The organism is Cupriavidus sp. 2TAF22 (genome assembly GCF_052115045.1).
Classification (GTDB): domain Bacteria; phylum Pseudomonadota; class Gammaproteobacteria; order Burkholderiales; family Burkholderiaceae; genus Cupriavidus.
The window spans coordinates 137,683-151,249 of record NZ_JBFRFX010000014.1; the positions used below are offsets into that span (position 1 = coordinate 137,683).

Genomic DNA, 13,567 nt, shown 5'->3' on the forward strand with positions numbered 1-13,567 from the left:
CCCGGGGCCCGGCACGGCGTGGCCATGCCATCGATCTCACACGGTAACACCCATGACCGAAATCCAAGCCCAGGCCCCCAGCGGGGCACAAGCCGCAACCGACCGTCCTGCCATGCTGGTGGTCAGCGCGCACGCAGCCGACTTCGTCTGGCGCGCCGGCGGCGCCATTGCGCTGTACGCCGAGCGCGGCTACAACGTGAAGATCGTCTGCCTGTCGTTCGGCGAGCGCGGCGAGTCTGCCAAGATGTGGCGCCAGCCGGGCATGACGATGGAGCGGGTCAAGGCCGCGCGGCGCGAGGAAGCGCAGCAGGCCGCCGATATCCTCGGTGCCACGCTCGAGTGCTTCGACCTGGGCGACTATCCCCTGCGGGTGAGCGACGAGGCGCTGCTGCGCCTGGCCGACATCTACCGCGAACTGCGCCCCGAACTGGTCCTGAGCCATTCGCGCGAGGACATCTACAACTTCGACCACCCGCTTGCCACCCACGTGGCGCAGGAAGCGCGCGTCATCGCCCAGGCGCACGGCTACAAGCCCGAGGTGCCGGTGATCGGCGCGCCGCCGGTGTTCCTGTTCGAGCCGCACCAGCCCGAGCAATGCAACTGGAAGCCCGACGTGCTGCTCGATATTTCGTCCGTGTGGGAAAAGAAGCAGCGTGCCTTCGCCACCATGGCGGCGCAGGAGCACCTGTGGGAGTACTACACGCGCGTGGCGCTGCAGCGCGGCGCCCAGGCCACGCGCAACTCGGAGCGCAAGGTCAGGCACGGCGAAGGCTATGCGCGCGTGTTCCCGCAAGTAGTGGAGAGCCTGGCATGAAGACCATCGCCTATCGCAACATCCTGCGTGCCGACGCCGCCGCCATCGATGCGCTCGGCGCGGCCGGCGTGGCCACGGTGCATGAGGCGCAGCGCCGCACCGGGCTGATGAAGCCTTATCTGCGGCCGATCCAGTCCGGCGCCGCCATTGCCGGCAGCGCGGTGACGGTGCTGATGCATCCCGGCGACAACTGGATGATCCACGTCGCCGTGGAGATGGTGCAGCCCGGCGACGTGCTGGTGGTGGCGCTGGTCAGCGACTGCACCGACGGCCTGTTCGGCGACCTGCTGGCCACGTCGCTCAAGGCGCGCGGCGCGCGCGGCCTGGTCATCGACGCCGGCGTGCGCGACGTTGCCACGCTGAACGCCATGGCCTTCCCGGTCTGGTCGCGGGCGGTCAGCGCGCAGGGCGCGGTCAAGGAAACCGTGGGCGCGGTCAATGTGCCGGTGGTGTGCGCCGGCGCCCAGGTGCGCCCCGGCGACGTGATCGTGGCCGATGGCGACGGCGTGGTGGTGGTGCCGCGGCCGCGGGCCGCCGAGACCGCGCGGCTCGCCGCCGAGCGCGAAGCCGCGGAGCTGGCCAAGCGGGCCACGCTGGCCTCGGGCGTGCTGGGCCTGGACATGTACCGCATGCGCGAGGCGCTCGCGGCGAAGGGCCTGGCCTACTCCGACCAGGCCGTGGACTGGTACAGCGGCTTCGACGAAGCCTGAGCGCGCGTTTCAACCGCCGGGCGGCCCCCTGCCAGCAGTTGGGGAGGGGGCGCCCGCGATTCTGGTATAAGCAACCCAGACAATTTTCCGGGCGTCGGGGGAGCCAGATGGAACTGCGCCAGCTTCAATACTTCGTGCGGGTGGTCGAGCTCGGCAGCATGAGCCGCGCCGCGCTCGACCTGGACATGGTGCAGTCGGCCATGAGCCAGCAGATCAGCCGGCTGGAGAGCGAGCTGTCCACCCGCCTGCTGCGCCGGACCACGCGCGGCGTCACCCCGACCGAGGCCGGCCTGGCCTTCTTCCGCGAAGCCCAGCTGGCGCTGCGCCATGCCGAGCAGGCCAAGCGCGCAGCCCAGCATGCGCGGCTGTCCGGCACGGTCAGCGTGGGGCTGGCGCCGACCACCGCATCGGTGATCGGCGTGCCGCTGATGCGCGCCATGCGCGAGCGCTATCCCGACGTGCGCCTGCATATGGTGGAAAGCCTGTCCGGCCATCTGGGCGCCATGCTCAACGCGCGCCAGCTCGACCTGGCGGTGCTGTTCGACACCCACGTGGCGCGCCGCTGGAGCGTCACGCCGCTGCTCGAGGAAACCCTGTTCCTGATCCGTTCGCGCAAGAGCCTGCCGGCCGGCTCGGAGGCGGGCGCGCCCGCGCGCCTGCGCATGGCGCAGTTGCAGGACGTGCCGCTGATCATGCCGACCGGCCTGCACGGCCTGCGCAGCACGCTCGATGCGGCCTTCGCGCGGGTCAAGATCGTGCCGCAGGTGGTGCAGGAGGTGGACTCGCTGGCCATGCTGATGGACGCCGTGGACCTGGGTTTCGGCGCCACGTTGCAGCCGTGGGCGGCGGTGGGGCGCTATGCGGACGCGCAGGAGCGCTTCCACCTGGCCGAGATTGCCGACCCCAAGGTGCGGCGCCAGAATGTCCTGTGCAGCCTGTCCGACGACGAATTGTCCCCGGCGGCGCTGGCCCTGCGCGTGGTGCTGGCCGATTGCGCGCGCGAGCTGGTACGTTCCGGCGCATGGCGCGGCGCGCGCCTGCTGGTCGACTAGAAGACAGGCGCCCCGGGGGGGCATCACGATTCGTGATGCCCCCATGCGATCCGCGGGCTTAGCAGGAGGGCGCCAGCCCGCTACAGTGCGGTCTACCCCACCGGAAGCCGCATCGTGTTCCTCATCAATCCAATCCGGGAGCGCCTCGCGCCGACTCCCCACCGCCTCGCCGGAGGCGCCCGCCCATGATCGACGTCCTGGTCATCGGCGGCGGCAACGCCGCCCTGTGCGCCGCCCTGATGGCGCGTGAAGCCGGCGCCAGCGTGCTGCTGCTCGAAGCGGCACCGCGCGAGTGGCGCGGCGGCAACTCCCAGCACACCCGCAACCTGCGCTGCATGCACGACGCCCCGCAGGACGTGCTGGTCGAGGCCTACCCCGAAGAAGAGTACTGGCAGGACCTGCTCAAGGTCACCGGCGGCCTGACCGACGAACGCCTGGCCCGCCTGGTGATCCGCGCTTCGTCCACCTGCCGCGACTGGATGCGCAAGCACGGCGTGCACTTCCAGCCGCCGCTGTCCGGCGCGCTGCACGTGGCGCGCACCAATGCCTTCTTCATGGGCGGCGGCAAGGCCCTGGTCAATGCCTACTTCCGCAGCGCCGAGGCGCTCGGCGTGCAGGTGCGCTACGACGCGCCGGTGGACGCCATCGAGCTCGACGGCGACCGCTTCGTGGCCGCCCGCATCGGCAGCGAGCGCATCGAGGCGCGCAGCTGCGTGCTGGCCGCCGGCGGCTTCGAGTCCAACCGCGAGTGGCTGCGCGAGGCCTGGGGCCAGAACGCCGACGGCGAATGGCCGGCCGACAACTTCCTGATCCGCGGCACGCGCTTTAATATGGGCGTGCTGCTCAAGCACATGATCGAGGCCGGGGCTGACGCCATCGGCGACCCGTCGCAATCGCACTGCGTGGCCATCGACGCGCGCGCGCCGCTGTACGACGGTGGCATCTGCACCCGCGTGGACTGCGTCTCGCTGGGCGTGATGCTCAACCGCAATGCCGAGCGCTTCTATGACGAAGGCGAGGATTTCTGGCCCAAACGCTACGCCATCTGGGGCCGCCTGGTGGCCCAGCAGCCTGGGCAGATCGGTTACTCGATCATCGACGCCAAGGCGGTCGGGCGCTTCATGCCGCCGGTGTTCCCCGGCGTGCGCGCCGATACGCTGCCGGAACTGGCGCGCCAGCTCGGGCTGGACGAAGCCACCTTCGTGCGCACCATCGAGGACTACAACGCGGCCTGCCGCGTCGGCACCTTCGACCACACCGTGCTGGACGACTGCCATACCGAAGGCATCGCGCCGGCCAAGACCCACTGGGCGCGCCCGCTCGATACCGCGCCGTTCTACGGCTATGCGCTGCGGCCCGGCATCACCTTCACCTATCTCGGCCTGAAGGTGGACGAGCACGCCGCCGTGCACTTCGGCGGCAAGCCCAGCGCCAACCTGTTCGTGGCCGGCGAGATGATGGCCGGCAACGTGCTGGGCAAGGGCTACACCGCGGGCGTGGGCATGGCCATCGGCACCGCCTTCGGCCGCATCGCCGGCACGCGGGCCGCCGCCGCCGCGTTCGGGCGGACCCGTCACAACGAACTCCAGGAAGAGCAGCATGCAACATCTTGAAGCGCTGACGCGCGAAGCGGCGGCGCTGGCCCAGGGCGTGCTGCCGCTGACCGGCGACGAGGCCGAGGTCGGCCGCGTCATGCAGATCTGCAACGCCTGCCGCTATTGCGAAGGCTTCTGCGCCGTGTTCCCGGCCATGACGCGCCGGCTGGAATTCGGCAAGGCAGATATCCACTACCTGGCCAACCTGTGCCACAACTGCGGCGCCTGCTACCACGCCTGCCAGTACGCGCCGCCGCACGAGTTCGCGGTGAACGTGCCGCAGGCCATGGCCAAGGTACGGGCGCAAACCTATTCGGACTACGCCTGGCCGGCCGCGTTCGGCGGCCTCTACCGCCGCGCCGGCCTGGCCACCGCGCTGGCGCTGGCGGGCGGCCTGGCGCTGTTCCTGGTGATGGCGCTGGCCATGCAGGGCAGCCTGCTGCATGCGCCGCTGGCCGGCAACTTCTACGCCATCTTCCCGCACAACCTGCTGGCGGCGATGTTCGGGCTGGTATTCGGCCTTGCCATCGTGGCGCTGGGCGTGGGCGTGATGCGCTTCTGGCGCAAGGTCACCCCGGGCGAGCTGGCAGGCGAGGCCCGAGGCCCGGCCATCGGTGGCGCGGCGCACGATGCGCTACGCCTGCGCTACCTCGACGGCGGCCACGGCCAGGGCTGCAACAATGCCGACGACGCCTTCACGCTGTGGCGCCGCCGCTTCCACCATTTCACGTTCTATGGCTTCATGTTGTGCTTCGCCGCCACGGCGGTTGCCACCCTGTATCACTACCTGCTGGATCTGCACGCGCCCTATGCGCTGGGCAGCCTGCCTGTCCTGCTGGGCACGGCGGGCGGCATCGGGCTGCTGATCGGCACCGCGGGGCTGTTCTGGCTTAACCTCAAGCGTGACCCGCGCACGGGCGACGCCGCCCAGAAGCCGATGGACCGCGGCTTTATCGCGCTGCTGTTCCTCACCAGCCTGAGCGGCCTGGCGCTGCTGGCCTGGCGCGATTCCGCCGCCATGGCATTGCTGCTGGCCCTGCACCTGGGCGTGGTGATGGCGCTGTTCCTGACCCTGCCTTACGGCAAGTTCGCGCACGGCATCTATCGCAGCGCGGCACTGCTGAAGTGGAATATCGAGAAACGCCGGCCCGCCGGCCTGGCGCTCGGCTCGGACTGAGCGGCAACCGGTCCCGCAGACACCCGAACAAGAACACCGTACCCAAGGAGACTCCACATGACCAAGCCCGGCGTGCTCGCCATTTCCTCGATGCGGGACCAGTGCAGCGAAGCCGAGTGGCAGGCGCGCGTGGACCTGGCCGCCTGCTACCGCCTGGTGGAGCTGTACGGCATGGCGGACATGATGGCCAACCATATCTCGGCGCGCGTGCCGGACGAGGATGGCGCCTTCCTCATCAATGCCTACGGCATGATGTACGAGGAAATCACCGCCTCCAGCCTGATCAAGGTGGACCATGCCGGCAATCTCCTCTCCAAGCCGGATTTCGGCGCGCTCAACTACGGCATCAACAAGGCCGGCTACGTGATCCACAGCGCCGTGCACGAAGCGCGCCCCGAAGTGGCCTGCGTGATCCATACGCATAGCTGGGCCTCGATGGCGGTATCGTCGCTGGACTGCGGGCTGCTGCCGCTTACGCAGACCGCCATGCGCTTTCTCAAGATCGGCTACCACGACTACCAGGGCGTGGTGCTGGACACTGCCGAGCAGGCCTCGCTGATCGAAGACCTGGGCCGCGGCGAGGCGCTGATCCTGCGCAACCATGGCGCGCTTACGGTGGGCAATACCGTGGGTGAGGCCTTCAACTGGATGCACCGGCTGGAGCTGGCCTGCCGCGCCCAGATCGGCGCGATGTCCTGCAACACGCCGCTGCGCGAGGTGGGCGCCGAGGTGCTGCAGGAGACCTGGAACAACTACCAGCCCGGCACGCGCAGGCCCTATGGCGTGATGGAGTGGCCGGCGCTGCTGCGCAAGCTCGACCGCCTGGACCCGGGTTTCCGCGACTGAGCGCGGCGCCCCGGGAGCGCGAACATCCGGGCGCGCTCGCGCGGGCGCCCGAAAGCCCCGCCGCAGTACCGCAAGCCGCACCGACGAACACCAGAACATAAAACAGACAGGGAACGGCGGACGCGGGCGCGTTCCGATGCCGGCCGTCCCAAGGAGACCGTCATGCCGAAGTTCGCCCCCGCTTTATCCTCGTTCCACCCCATGCATGCGCCGCGCCGGGCGCTGGCCGCCCTTGCCTTCGGGCTGGCCTGCGCCGGCGGGGCCCCCGCCCACGCCGCCGGCGACGACTACCCGGCCCGGCCGGTGCGCGTGGTGGTGGCCTTCACCGCCGGCGGCACCACCGATATCCTGGCGCGCAGCGTCAGCCAGGTACTGGCCCAGCGCTTCAGGCAGTCCTTCGTGGTGGACAACCGGCCCGGGGCCGGGGGCAATATCGGCACCGAGGCGGTGGTGCGCGCACCGGCGGACGGCTATACGCTGCTGGTCGATTCGGTCGGGCCCATTTCCATCAACCAGACGCTGTACAAACGGCTGAACTACGATCCGCTGGCCGACCTGGTGCCGGTGGTGCAGATCGCCGACGTGCCCAATGTGCTGGTGGTGCATCCCTCGCTGCCGGCGAAGAGCTTCGAGGAGTTCGTGGCCTACGCCAAGGCCAATCCGGGCAAGCTCAACTACAGTTCCACCGGGGTGGGCACGTCCTCCCAGCTGTCGAGCTTCATGCTGACGCAGCGCGTCGGCACCGAGGCCACCCATATTCCGTACAAGGGTGCCGACGCGCTCAACGATCTGCTCTCGGGCCGGGTACAGTTCATGTTTGCCACCATCCCGTCGGTCATCGCCCATATCAAGGCCGGCAAGCTGCGGGCGCTTGCAGTGAGCAGCGCGCACCGCTCGCAGTCGCTGCCCGAGGTGCCGACGGTGGCGGAGAAGGGCTTTCCCGGTTTCGAGGCCGGCTCCTGGTTCGGCGTGTTTGCGCCCAGGGGCACGCCCAAGCCGGTCATCGACAAGCTGAACCAGGCGATCAACGAGGCGCTGCCGTCGCTGCAGGCGCAGATGGTGCGCGAAGGCGCCGATCCGGTGGGCGGCTCGCCGGAGCAGTTCGGCAAGTTCACGCACAAGGAGTACGACAAGTGGAAAGTGGTGGTGCGCGATTCGGGCGCTTCGGTGGATTGAACGATATGCAGGCTGCAATGAATCATCCGTCCGGCGGGCTGGGCCCGCGCATCCTGTTGTCGGAACAGGCGCTACGGCAGTACGGTGCGCAGATCGGGGCCGCACTGGGCGGCAGCTTCGTGCCGGTCGTGCCGGCGGCCGGGGAGGGCGGCCTGCCTGCCGGGCTGGATGCCGACATCGCCTTTGTCTCGCGCGACGTCACCGGGCTGTCCACCAAGCATGAGATCCTGCCGGCCACGCGGCGTTTCTACGATGCCATGCTGGCCAGCACCGCGCTGCGCTGGGCACATACGCATTCGGCCGGCGCGGACCGCGCGGTATTCGGCGAACTGCGCGCGCGCGGCGTGGCGGTGACCACCTCGTCGGGCGCCAACGCAGGCGTGGTGGCGCAGACCGCGCTGGCCGGGCTGCTGGCGCTGGCGCGGCATTTCCCGCAGATGGTGGCAGCGCAGCGCGAGCGCCGGTGGGCGCCGCTGATCGGCTCTGGCCTGCCGCGCGACATTGCCGGGCAGACTGCGACCATCGTGGGCTGGGGCCCGATCGGGCAGTTGCTCGGCAAGCTGCTGCAGACGCTGGGCATGAACGTGATCGTGGTGCGGCAGCGCGCCTTGCCGGCCGGCGCCGGCTACGAGACGGTGAGCTTCGACTCAGTGAGCGGGGTGTTGCCGCGTACCGACTGGCTGGTGCTCGCATGTCCGCTGACCGCGCAGACGCACGGGCTGGTGGACGGCGCCGCGCTGGCCTTGCTGCCTGCCGGCGCCAGGCTCGTCAACGTGGCGCGCGGCGAAGTGGTGGAAGAGGGCGCGCTGATCGAAGCGCTGAGGTCCGGCCGCCTTGCCGGCGCCTACCTGGACGTGTTTGCGCATGAGCCACTGCCGGCGGATTCGCCGCTGTGGAGCCTGCCCAACGTCATCGCCACGCCGCACAGCGCGGGTTTTTCCGACGGCAATGCCGCGCGCGTGGCGGGCATCTTCCTGGACAACCTGCGGCGCTGGGTGGCCGGGGAGGCGTTGCGCAATCTGGTTGGCTGACGCAGCCAGCCATGCCTTGCCGGCTGTCGTCCCCGCTTGCCCAGACCCTCTCCCCATGAGGGGAAAGGGCGCAAAGCCCCCGGGGTACCGCGGGCGCCGCCGGCGCGCCGCTTCCCCCTTGCCTCGTCAGCTCAGCCCGCGCCGACCGGCGCGAACGTCGGCACCGGCGGGCCGTCCTCGGTCGGCGTGAAGGTGAGCTTCACTTCCTGCCCGATACGCACCGTATCCAGGTCGCAATCCACGATATGGGTCATCATGGTCACGCCTTCTTCCAGCTTCACGTAAGCGATGCAGAACGGCGTGGGGCCGGCGCGGCGCGTGACGCTGAACGAATAGATGGTGCCGCGGCCCGAAGCCTGCTTCCATTCCGTGTCGCCCATGCAGAAGGGGCACAACGTGCGCGGATACCAGTGCGGCTTGCCGCAGGACTTGCAGTGCCTGACCAGCAGGCGGCCTTCGCGCGCGGCTTCCCAGAACTCGGTGTTGTCCGGTGCCACCTGCGGCGACTTGAGCGGCGTGGCCGTGTAAGGTGTGCTCATCTTGTTACTCCCGTTCCAGAATCACAGTGGCGCTGCCGTGGCGCGAGCCGAGATAGCCGCCCGTGCCCTGGGCCAGGGCCAGGTCGCAGTTCTTGACCTGCACGGCGGGATGCGCTTCGCCGCGCAGCTGGCGCACCGCCTCGATCACCTTGGTGATGCCGCCGCGATTGGCCGGGTGGTTGTTGCACAGGCCGCCGCCGTCGGTATTGAAGGGCAGCTTGCCCACGCCGGAGATCAGGTTGCCGTCGGCCACGAACCGGCCGCCTTCGCCCTTCTTGCAGAAGCCCAGGTCTTCGAGCTGCATCAGCACCGTGATGGTGAAGCTGTCGTAGATCGAGGCGTACTTGATGTCGGACGGGCGGATGCGCGCTTCCTCGAAGGCGATCGGGCCCGAGATGGCCGCGCCGGACCAGCTCAGGTCCACTTCGCCGCCGAGCTGGCCCTTGACCGCTTCGCCGGCGCCGATGATCTTGACCTTGGGGCGCTTGAGCCGGGCCGCGATTTCCGGGCGCGCCACGATCAGCGCGCCGCCGCCGTCGCTGACCACGCAGCAGTCCAGCTTGTGCAGCGGGTCGGAGATCATGGGGGAATTCAGCACGTCGTCCACGGTCACCACCTCGCGCAGCATGGCGTTGGGGTTGTGCTGGGCGTGGTGCGAGGCCGCCACCTTGATCCAGGCGAGCTGCTCGCTGGTGGTGCCGTACTGGAACATATGCCGCATCGCGACCATGGCGTACAGGTTCACCGTGACGGCGCTGTAGGGCGCCTCGAAGGGCTGGTCGGGCAGGTTGGCGCCCCAGTTGCGCGCCTGCGTGCCGCTCGAGCCTTCCGAGCGCGGACGGCCCGCCAGCGTGATCAGCGCCACGTTGCACTTGCCGGCGGCGATGGCCTGCGCGGCGTGCGAGACGTGGGCGATATAGGCCGAGCCGCCGGTGTCGGTGGAGTCCACATGACGCACCTTGAGGCCAAGGTAGTCCACCATGTTGATCATGCCGAGGCCGGGCGCGTCACCCGCGCAGAAGTAGCCGTCGACGTCCTGCAGGCTGAGTCCGGCGTCTTCCAGCGCGCCACGTGCGCACTCCGCGTGCAGTTGCGCGACGCTCTTGTCCGGAGCCTTGCGGGTCGGGTGCTCGTAGGCCCCGACGATATATGCCTTGCCGTTGATGCTCATAGGTCTCCCTGTTTGTCCCGGGTACTTGTCGTGGAATGAATGGATCTGTCTCTAAGAGGGCGTTTCAAAAGACCCTGGTGTCGTTGCGCGGCCACGGCAAGTACCAGTTGTACTGTCTGCGGCCGCGCAGGCTGCATGTGCCTGTCTATTGCTTGCTCTTGCGTCGCCCGGATCGTGCCCGGATCGAGCCCCGGTCTCACGGCGCGCGGCCGAAGCGCTCGCGCAGGTCGCGCTTGAGCACCTTGCCGATGGCGTTGCGCGGCAGTTCGTCCGTGAACTCGAGCGCGGCCAGGCGCTGCATCTTCTCCAGCCGGCCGTTGGCCCAGTCCAGCAATGCTTGCGTGCCCGCCGCGGCGCCCGCGCGCAGCACCACATAGGCCACCGGCGTCTCGCCCCAGCGCTCGGACGGCACGCCCACCACGGCCGCGTCGGCAACGTCGGCGTGCGTCATCAGCACGGCTTCGATATCGCTCGGGTAGAGATTGAAGCCGCCGGAAATCACCATGTCCTTCTTGCGGTCCATCAGGACCAGGAAACCATCGGCGTCGAAGTAGCCGACATCGCCGGTGCGGATAAAACGCTTGCCGCCGGCGTCGAACCACTCCACCTCGGCGGTCTTGGCCGGCTGGTTGTGGTAGCCGGACATCATCCCCGACGAATGCCCCACGATCTCGCCCGGGGTGCCGGGCGGCGCGTCGGGCGGCAGCTCGCGGCCGTGGTTGTCGAGCAGGCGCATGTCGGTGTCCGCCGACGGGCGTCCCACCGTGTGCAGCTTGTCGGGATGCTCATGCGCGCGCAGTTCGCAGCGCCCGCCGCCTTCGGTCATGCCGTAGTACTCGATCAGCATGCCCGGCCAGCGTTGCAGCGCTTCGGCCTTGAGCGCGGCGGAGAACGGTGCGCTGGTGCAGAACTTGACGCGGAAGGAGGACAGGTCGGTGGCGTCGAAGTCCGCGTGGGCCAGGATGCGCTGGTACTGCACCGGCACCAGGATGGTATGGGTGGCGCGGTGGCGGGCGGCCAGCGCCAGGTACTGGCCGGCATCGAACTTGCGCATCAGCACCACGGTGCCGCCCAGTGCCAGGGTGGGGAACAGGCTGACCAGCGTGGTGTTGGAATACAGCGGGGTAGACAGCAGCGTGACGCTGTCCGGGCCGTAGCCGCCCTGCGCGGCGCGCTGCACGTGCGAGGCGCGCATGCCGAACGGCTGGATGATGCCCTTGGGCACACCGGTGGTGCCGGACGAATAGATCAGGTTGAAGGCCCAGTCCGGCCCGATCGCGGGCGGTGCCGGCCGCGCGTTCCCGGCGGCCAGCCACTGGCTGAACGGCTGCCCGGCATGGCTGTCGTCCAGCGCGATGCATGGCACGCCCGGATCCGTCCCCAGGCCGGACAGCGCTTCGCGCGTGGTGGCGTCGATGAACAAGCGGCACGCGCCTGAATCCTGCACCATCCCCCGCAGCGTTGCCGGATTCAGTGCCGGCGACAGCGGCGCCACCGCCACCCCTGCGCGCAGGCTGCCAAGGAAGGCGGCGACGTATTCGATGGACGTGGCTGCGCAGATGGCGACCGTGCCTTGCGCCGGCACACCGTCGCGCTGCAGCGCCGCCGCGACGCGGTCGGCCAGCCGGTTCAGCCCGGCGTAATCGATGCTGCGGTCATCCAGCACCACGGCGGGATGGTGCGGCCGCTGTGTGCCGTGCGCATCGACCAGGGCGGCAAGGGGAATGAATTCGGTAGCTGTCATTGGGGCCGCAACGAACTTGTATGGAATGCTTTGTCCGGGGCGCCGGGGGGCGCCAGCCGCAGTGGACAAAGTGTCGCGCGTGCCGGCCGGTTCGACAATTTGGAATTTTGAAAGTGAGCCTTGCGGGAAGGTTTTGTGCGTTGCACAAATGCGCACGGGCACCCCGGGAGCCAGGCCCGGGCGCCCAGCGAGGCTTGTGATGCCCTCCGCACCGGCACTGCCAGGCCGGCCGGGCGCAGGCTACGCGGTCGCCTCGACGCGGTTCTTGCGGTAGAGGATGAGTGTGGCGATCAGCCCGCATGCGGCGGCGAAGGCCATCCAGTATCCCGGCGCGGCCTTGTCCTTGGTGGCCTCGATCAGATACGTGGAAATGGCTGGCGTAAAGCCGCCGAAGAGCGCGGTAGCCAGGCTGTATGCCAGCGAGAAGCCCGCCACCCGCACCTCGACCGGCATCACCTCGGTCAGGGCCACCACCATGGCGCCGTTGTACATGCCGAACAGGTAGGACAGCCACAGCAGCACCAGCAGCATGCGCTCGAAACTGGGCGCAGCCGCCAGCCACGACAGGGCGGGGTAGGCGGTGACCAGTGCAATCAGCGAGATCGCCAGCAGGATGGGGCGGCGGCCGATGCGGTCGGACAGCGCGCCGCCGATGGGCAGCCAGATAAAGTTCGAGATGCCCACGCACAGCGTCACCCCCAGGCTGTCGGCCGTACTCAGCTTGAGCACGGTCTTGCCGAAGGTGGGGGTATAGACGGTGATCAGGTAGAAGGTGGTGGTGGTCATGGCCACCAGCAGCATGCCGGCCAGCACGGTGCGCCAGTTGCGCAGCATGGAGTCGAACACCTCGCGCGTGCTCGGATGGTGGCGCCGCGTGCGGAACGCTTCGGTTTCCTGTAGTGAACGGCGCAGGACAAACAGGAAAGGCACGATCAGGCAGCCGATGAAGAACGGGATGCGCCAGCCCCAGCTGTGCAGCGCGTCGGCCGTCAGCCACTGGTTCAGCGCGAAGCCCAGGCCCGCCGCCACCACGATGGCGATCTGCTGGCTGGCCGACTGCCACGCCGTATAGAAGCCCTTGTGGCCCGGCGTGGCCATTTCCGACAGATAGACCGATACCCCGCCGAGCTCGGCGCCGGCCGAGAAGCCCTGTAGCAGGCGGCCGACCAGCACCAGCAGGGGGGCCAGCAGGCCGATGGTGGCATAGCCTGGCACCAGGGCGATCAGGATGGTGCCGCTGGCCATCAGCGCGAGCGTCACGATCAGGCCCTTGCGCCGTCCCACCTTGTCGATATACGCGCCCAGCATGATGGCGCCCAGGGGGCGCATCAGGAAGCCCGCGCCGAACACGGCGAAGGTCAGCATCAGCGAGGCGAATTCACTGTTGGCCGGGAAGAATGTCTGGGCGATATAGGTGGCGTAGAAGCCGAACAGGAAGAAATCGAACTGCTCGAGGAAATTGCCGCTGGTGACACGAAGTACGGCACCGAGCTTCGAGGACCCGGGTAGGGCCGTCCCCGCCATTTGCGCTTGCATCGCCAGTCTCCTTGGGCACCGCGTGCGGCGCATCCGCCGCCCTCCCGCAAGAGACCGGCCCGGCGGCCGCGCGTGTGCCGGTCACGCGTGTGGAGGTCAATATATGCCGTGCAAGTCGCCAGCGCCAGTTCTGCGTGGAAGGCGCCCGCGGGACTCGCACACGCCGCCCATGCGCC

Annotated in this window: 12 protein-coding genes; 8 read left to right on the forward strand and 4 right to left on the reverse strand. The window is 69.0% G+C overall.

All coding sequences use genetic code 11. From position 1 onward, the window contains the following. The first annotated feature begins 52 nt into the window (after window positions 1-52). From AB4Z48_RS19210 to AB4Z48_RS19245, 8 genes are all read left to right on the forward strand, one after another. Complete coding sequence (locus AB4Z48_RS19210; protein WP_441616770.1) at window positions 53-814, forward strand: PIG-L deacetylase family protein; 762 nt, start codon at window positions 53-55, stop codon at window positions 812-814. Next, a complete protein-coding gene (locus tag AB4Z48_RS19215) occupies window positions 811-1,524 on the forward strand; it encodes a 4-carboxy-4-hydroxy-2-oxoadipate aldolase/oxaloacetate decarboxylase (RefSeq protein ID WP_441616772.1) in 714 nt (237 codons plus the stop codon). The genes AB4Z48_RS19210 and AB4Z48_RS19215 overlap by 4 nt, the downstream gene beginning before the upstream one ends. 107 nt (window positions 1,525-1,631) lie before the next feature. Beyond that, the gene (locus AB4Z48_RS19220; RefSeq protein ID WP_441616774.1) at window positions 1,632-2,576 is read left to right on the forward strand and encodes a LysR family transcriptional regulator; all 945 of its coding nucleotides are present in this window, start codon (window positions 1,632-1,634) and stop codon (window positions 2,574-2,576) included. Between the two features lie 185 nt (window positions 2,577-2,761). Further along, window positions 2,762-4,189 (forward strand): FAD-dependent tricarballylate dehydrogenase TcuA, encoded by a 1,428-nt coding sequence (gene tcuA, locus AB4Z48_RS19225; protein WP_441616775.1) that lies wholly within the window; start codon window positions 2,762-2,764, stop codon window positions 4,187-4,189. After that, on the forward strand, window positions 4,176-5,348 hold the full coding sequence (tcuB, locus tag AB4Z48_RS19230; RefSeq protein WP_441616777.1) for a tricarballylate utilization 4Fe-4S protein TcuB: 1,173 nt from the start codon (window positions 4,176-4,178) through the stop codon (window positions 5,346-5,348). The genes tcuA and tcuB overlap by 14 nt, the downstream gene beginning before the upstream one ends. Window positions 5,349-5,405: 57 nt before the next feature. Continuing rightward, a complete protein-coding gene (locus tag AB4Z48_RS19235) occupies window positions 5,406-6,194 on the forward strand; it encodes a class II aldolase/adducin family protein (protein WP_441616779.1) in 789 nt (262 codons plus the stop codon). A 162-nt stretch (window positions 6,195-6,356) separates the two neighbouring features. After that, window positions 6,357-7,370, forward strand: a complete 1,014-nt coding sequence (locus tag AB4Z48_RS19240) for a Bug family tripartite tricarboxylate transporter substrate binding protein (RefSeq protein ID WP_441616781.1) — start codon at window positions 6,357-6,359, stop codon at window positions 7,368-7,370. A 17-nt stretch (window positions 7,371-7,387) separates the two neighbouring features. Next, window positions 7,388-8,401: a D-2-hydroxyacid dehydrogenase gene (locus tag AB4Z48_RS19245; RefSeq protein WP_441616783.1), complete on the forward strand. Its 1,014-nt coding sequence runs from the start codon at window positions 7,388-7,390 to the stop codon at window positions 8,399-8,401. A 131-nt stretch (window positions 8,402-8,532) separates the two neighbouring features. On the opposite strand, the gene AB4Z48_RS19250 is transcribed toward AB4Z48_RS19245, so the two are convergent. The 4 genes from AB4Z48_RS19250 to AB4Z48_RS19265 all read right to left on the reverse strand — a co-directional run bounded on the left by AB4Z48_RS19250 (window position 8,533) and on the right by AB4Z48_RS19265 (window position 13,391). Continuing rightward, window positions 8,533-8,940, reverse strand: a complete 408-nt coding sequence (locus AB4Z48_RS19250) for a Zn-ribbon domain-containing OB-fold protein (RefSeq protein WP_441616785.1) — start codon at window positions 8,938-8,940, stop codon at window positions 8,533-8,535. A gap of 4 nt (window positions 8,941-8,944) precedes the next feature. Next, window positions 8,945-10,111 (reverse strand): thiolase domain-containing protein, encoded by a 1,167-nt coding sequence (locus AB4Z48_RS19255; RefSeq protein WP_441616787.1) that lies wholly within the window; start codon window positions 10,109-10,111, stop codon window positions 8,945-8,947. A gap of 196 nt (window positions 10,112-10,307) precedes the next feature. Then, window positions 10,308-11,855: a class I adenylate-forming enzyme family protein gene (locus AB4Z48_RS19260; protein ID WP_441616789.1), complete on the reverse strand. Its 1,548-nt coding sequence runs from the start codon at window positions 11,853-11,855 to the stop codon at window positions 10,308-10,310. A 240-nt stretch (window positions 11,856-12,095) separates the two neighbouring features. Then, window positions 12,096-13,391, reverse strand: coding sequence for an MFS transporter (locus AB4Z48_RS19265; RefSeq protein WP_441616791.1), 1,296 nt, complete (start codon window positions 13,389-13,391; stop codon window positions 12,096-12,098). Window positions 13,392-13,567 lie beyond the last annotated feature (176 nt).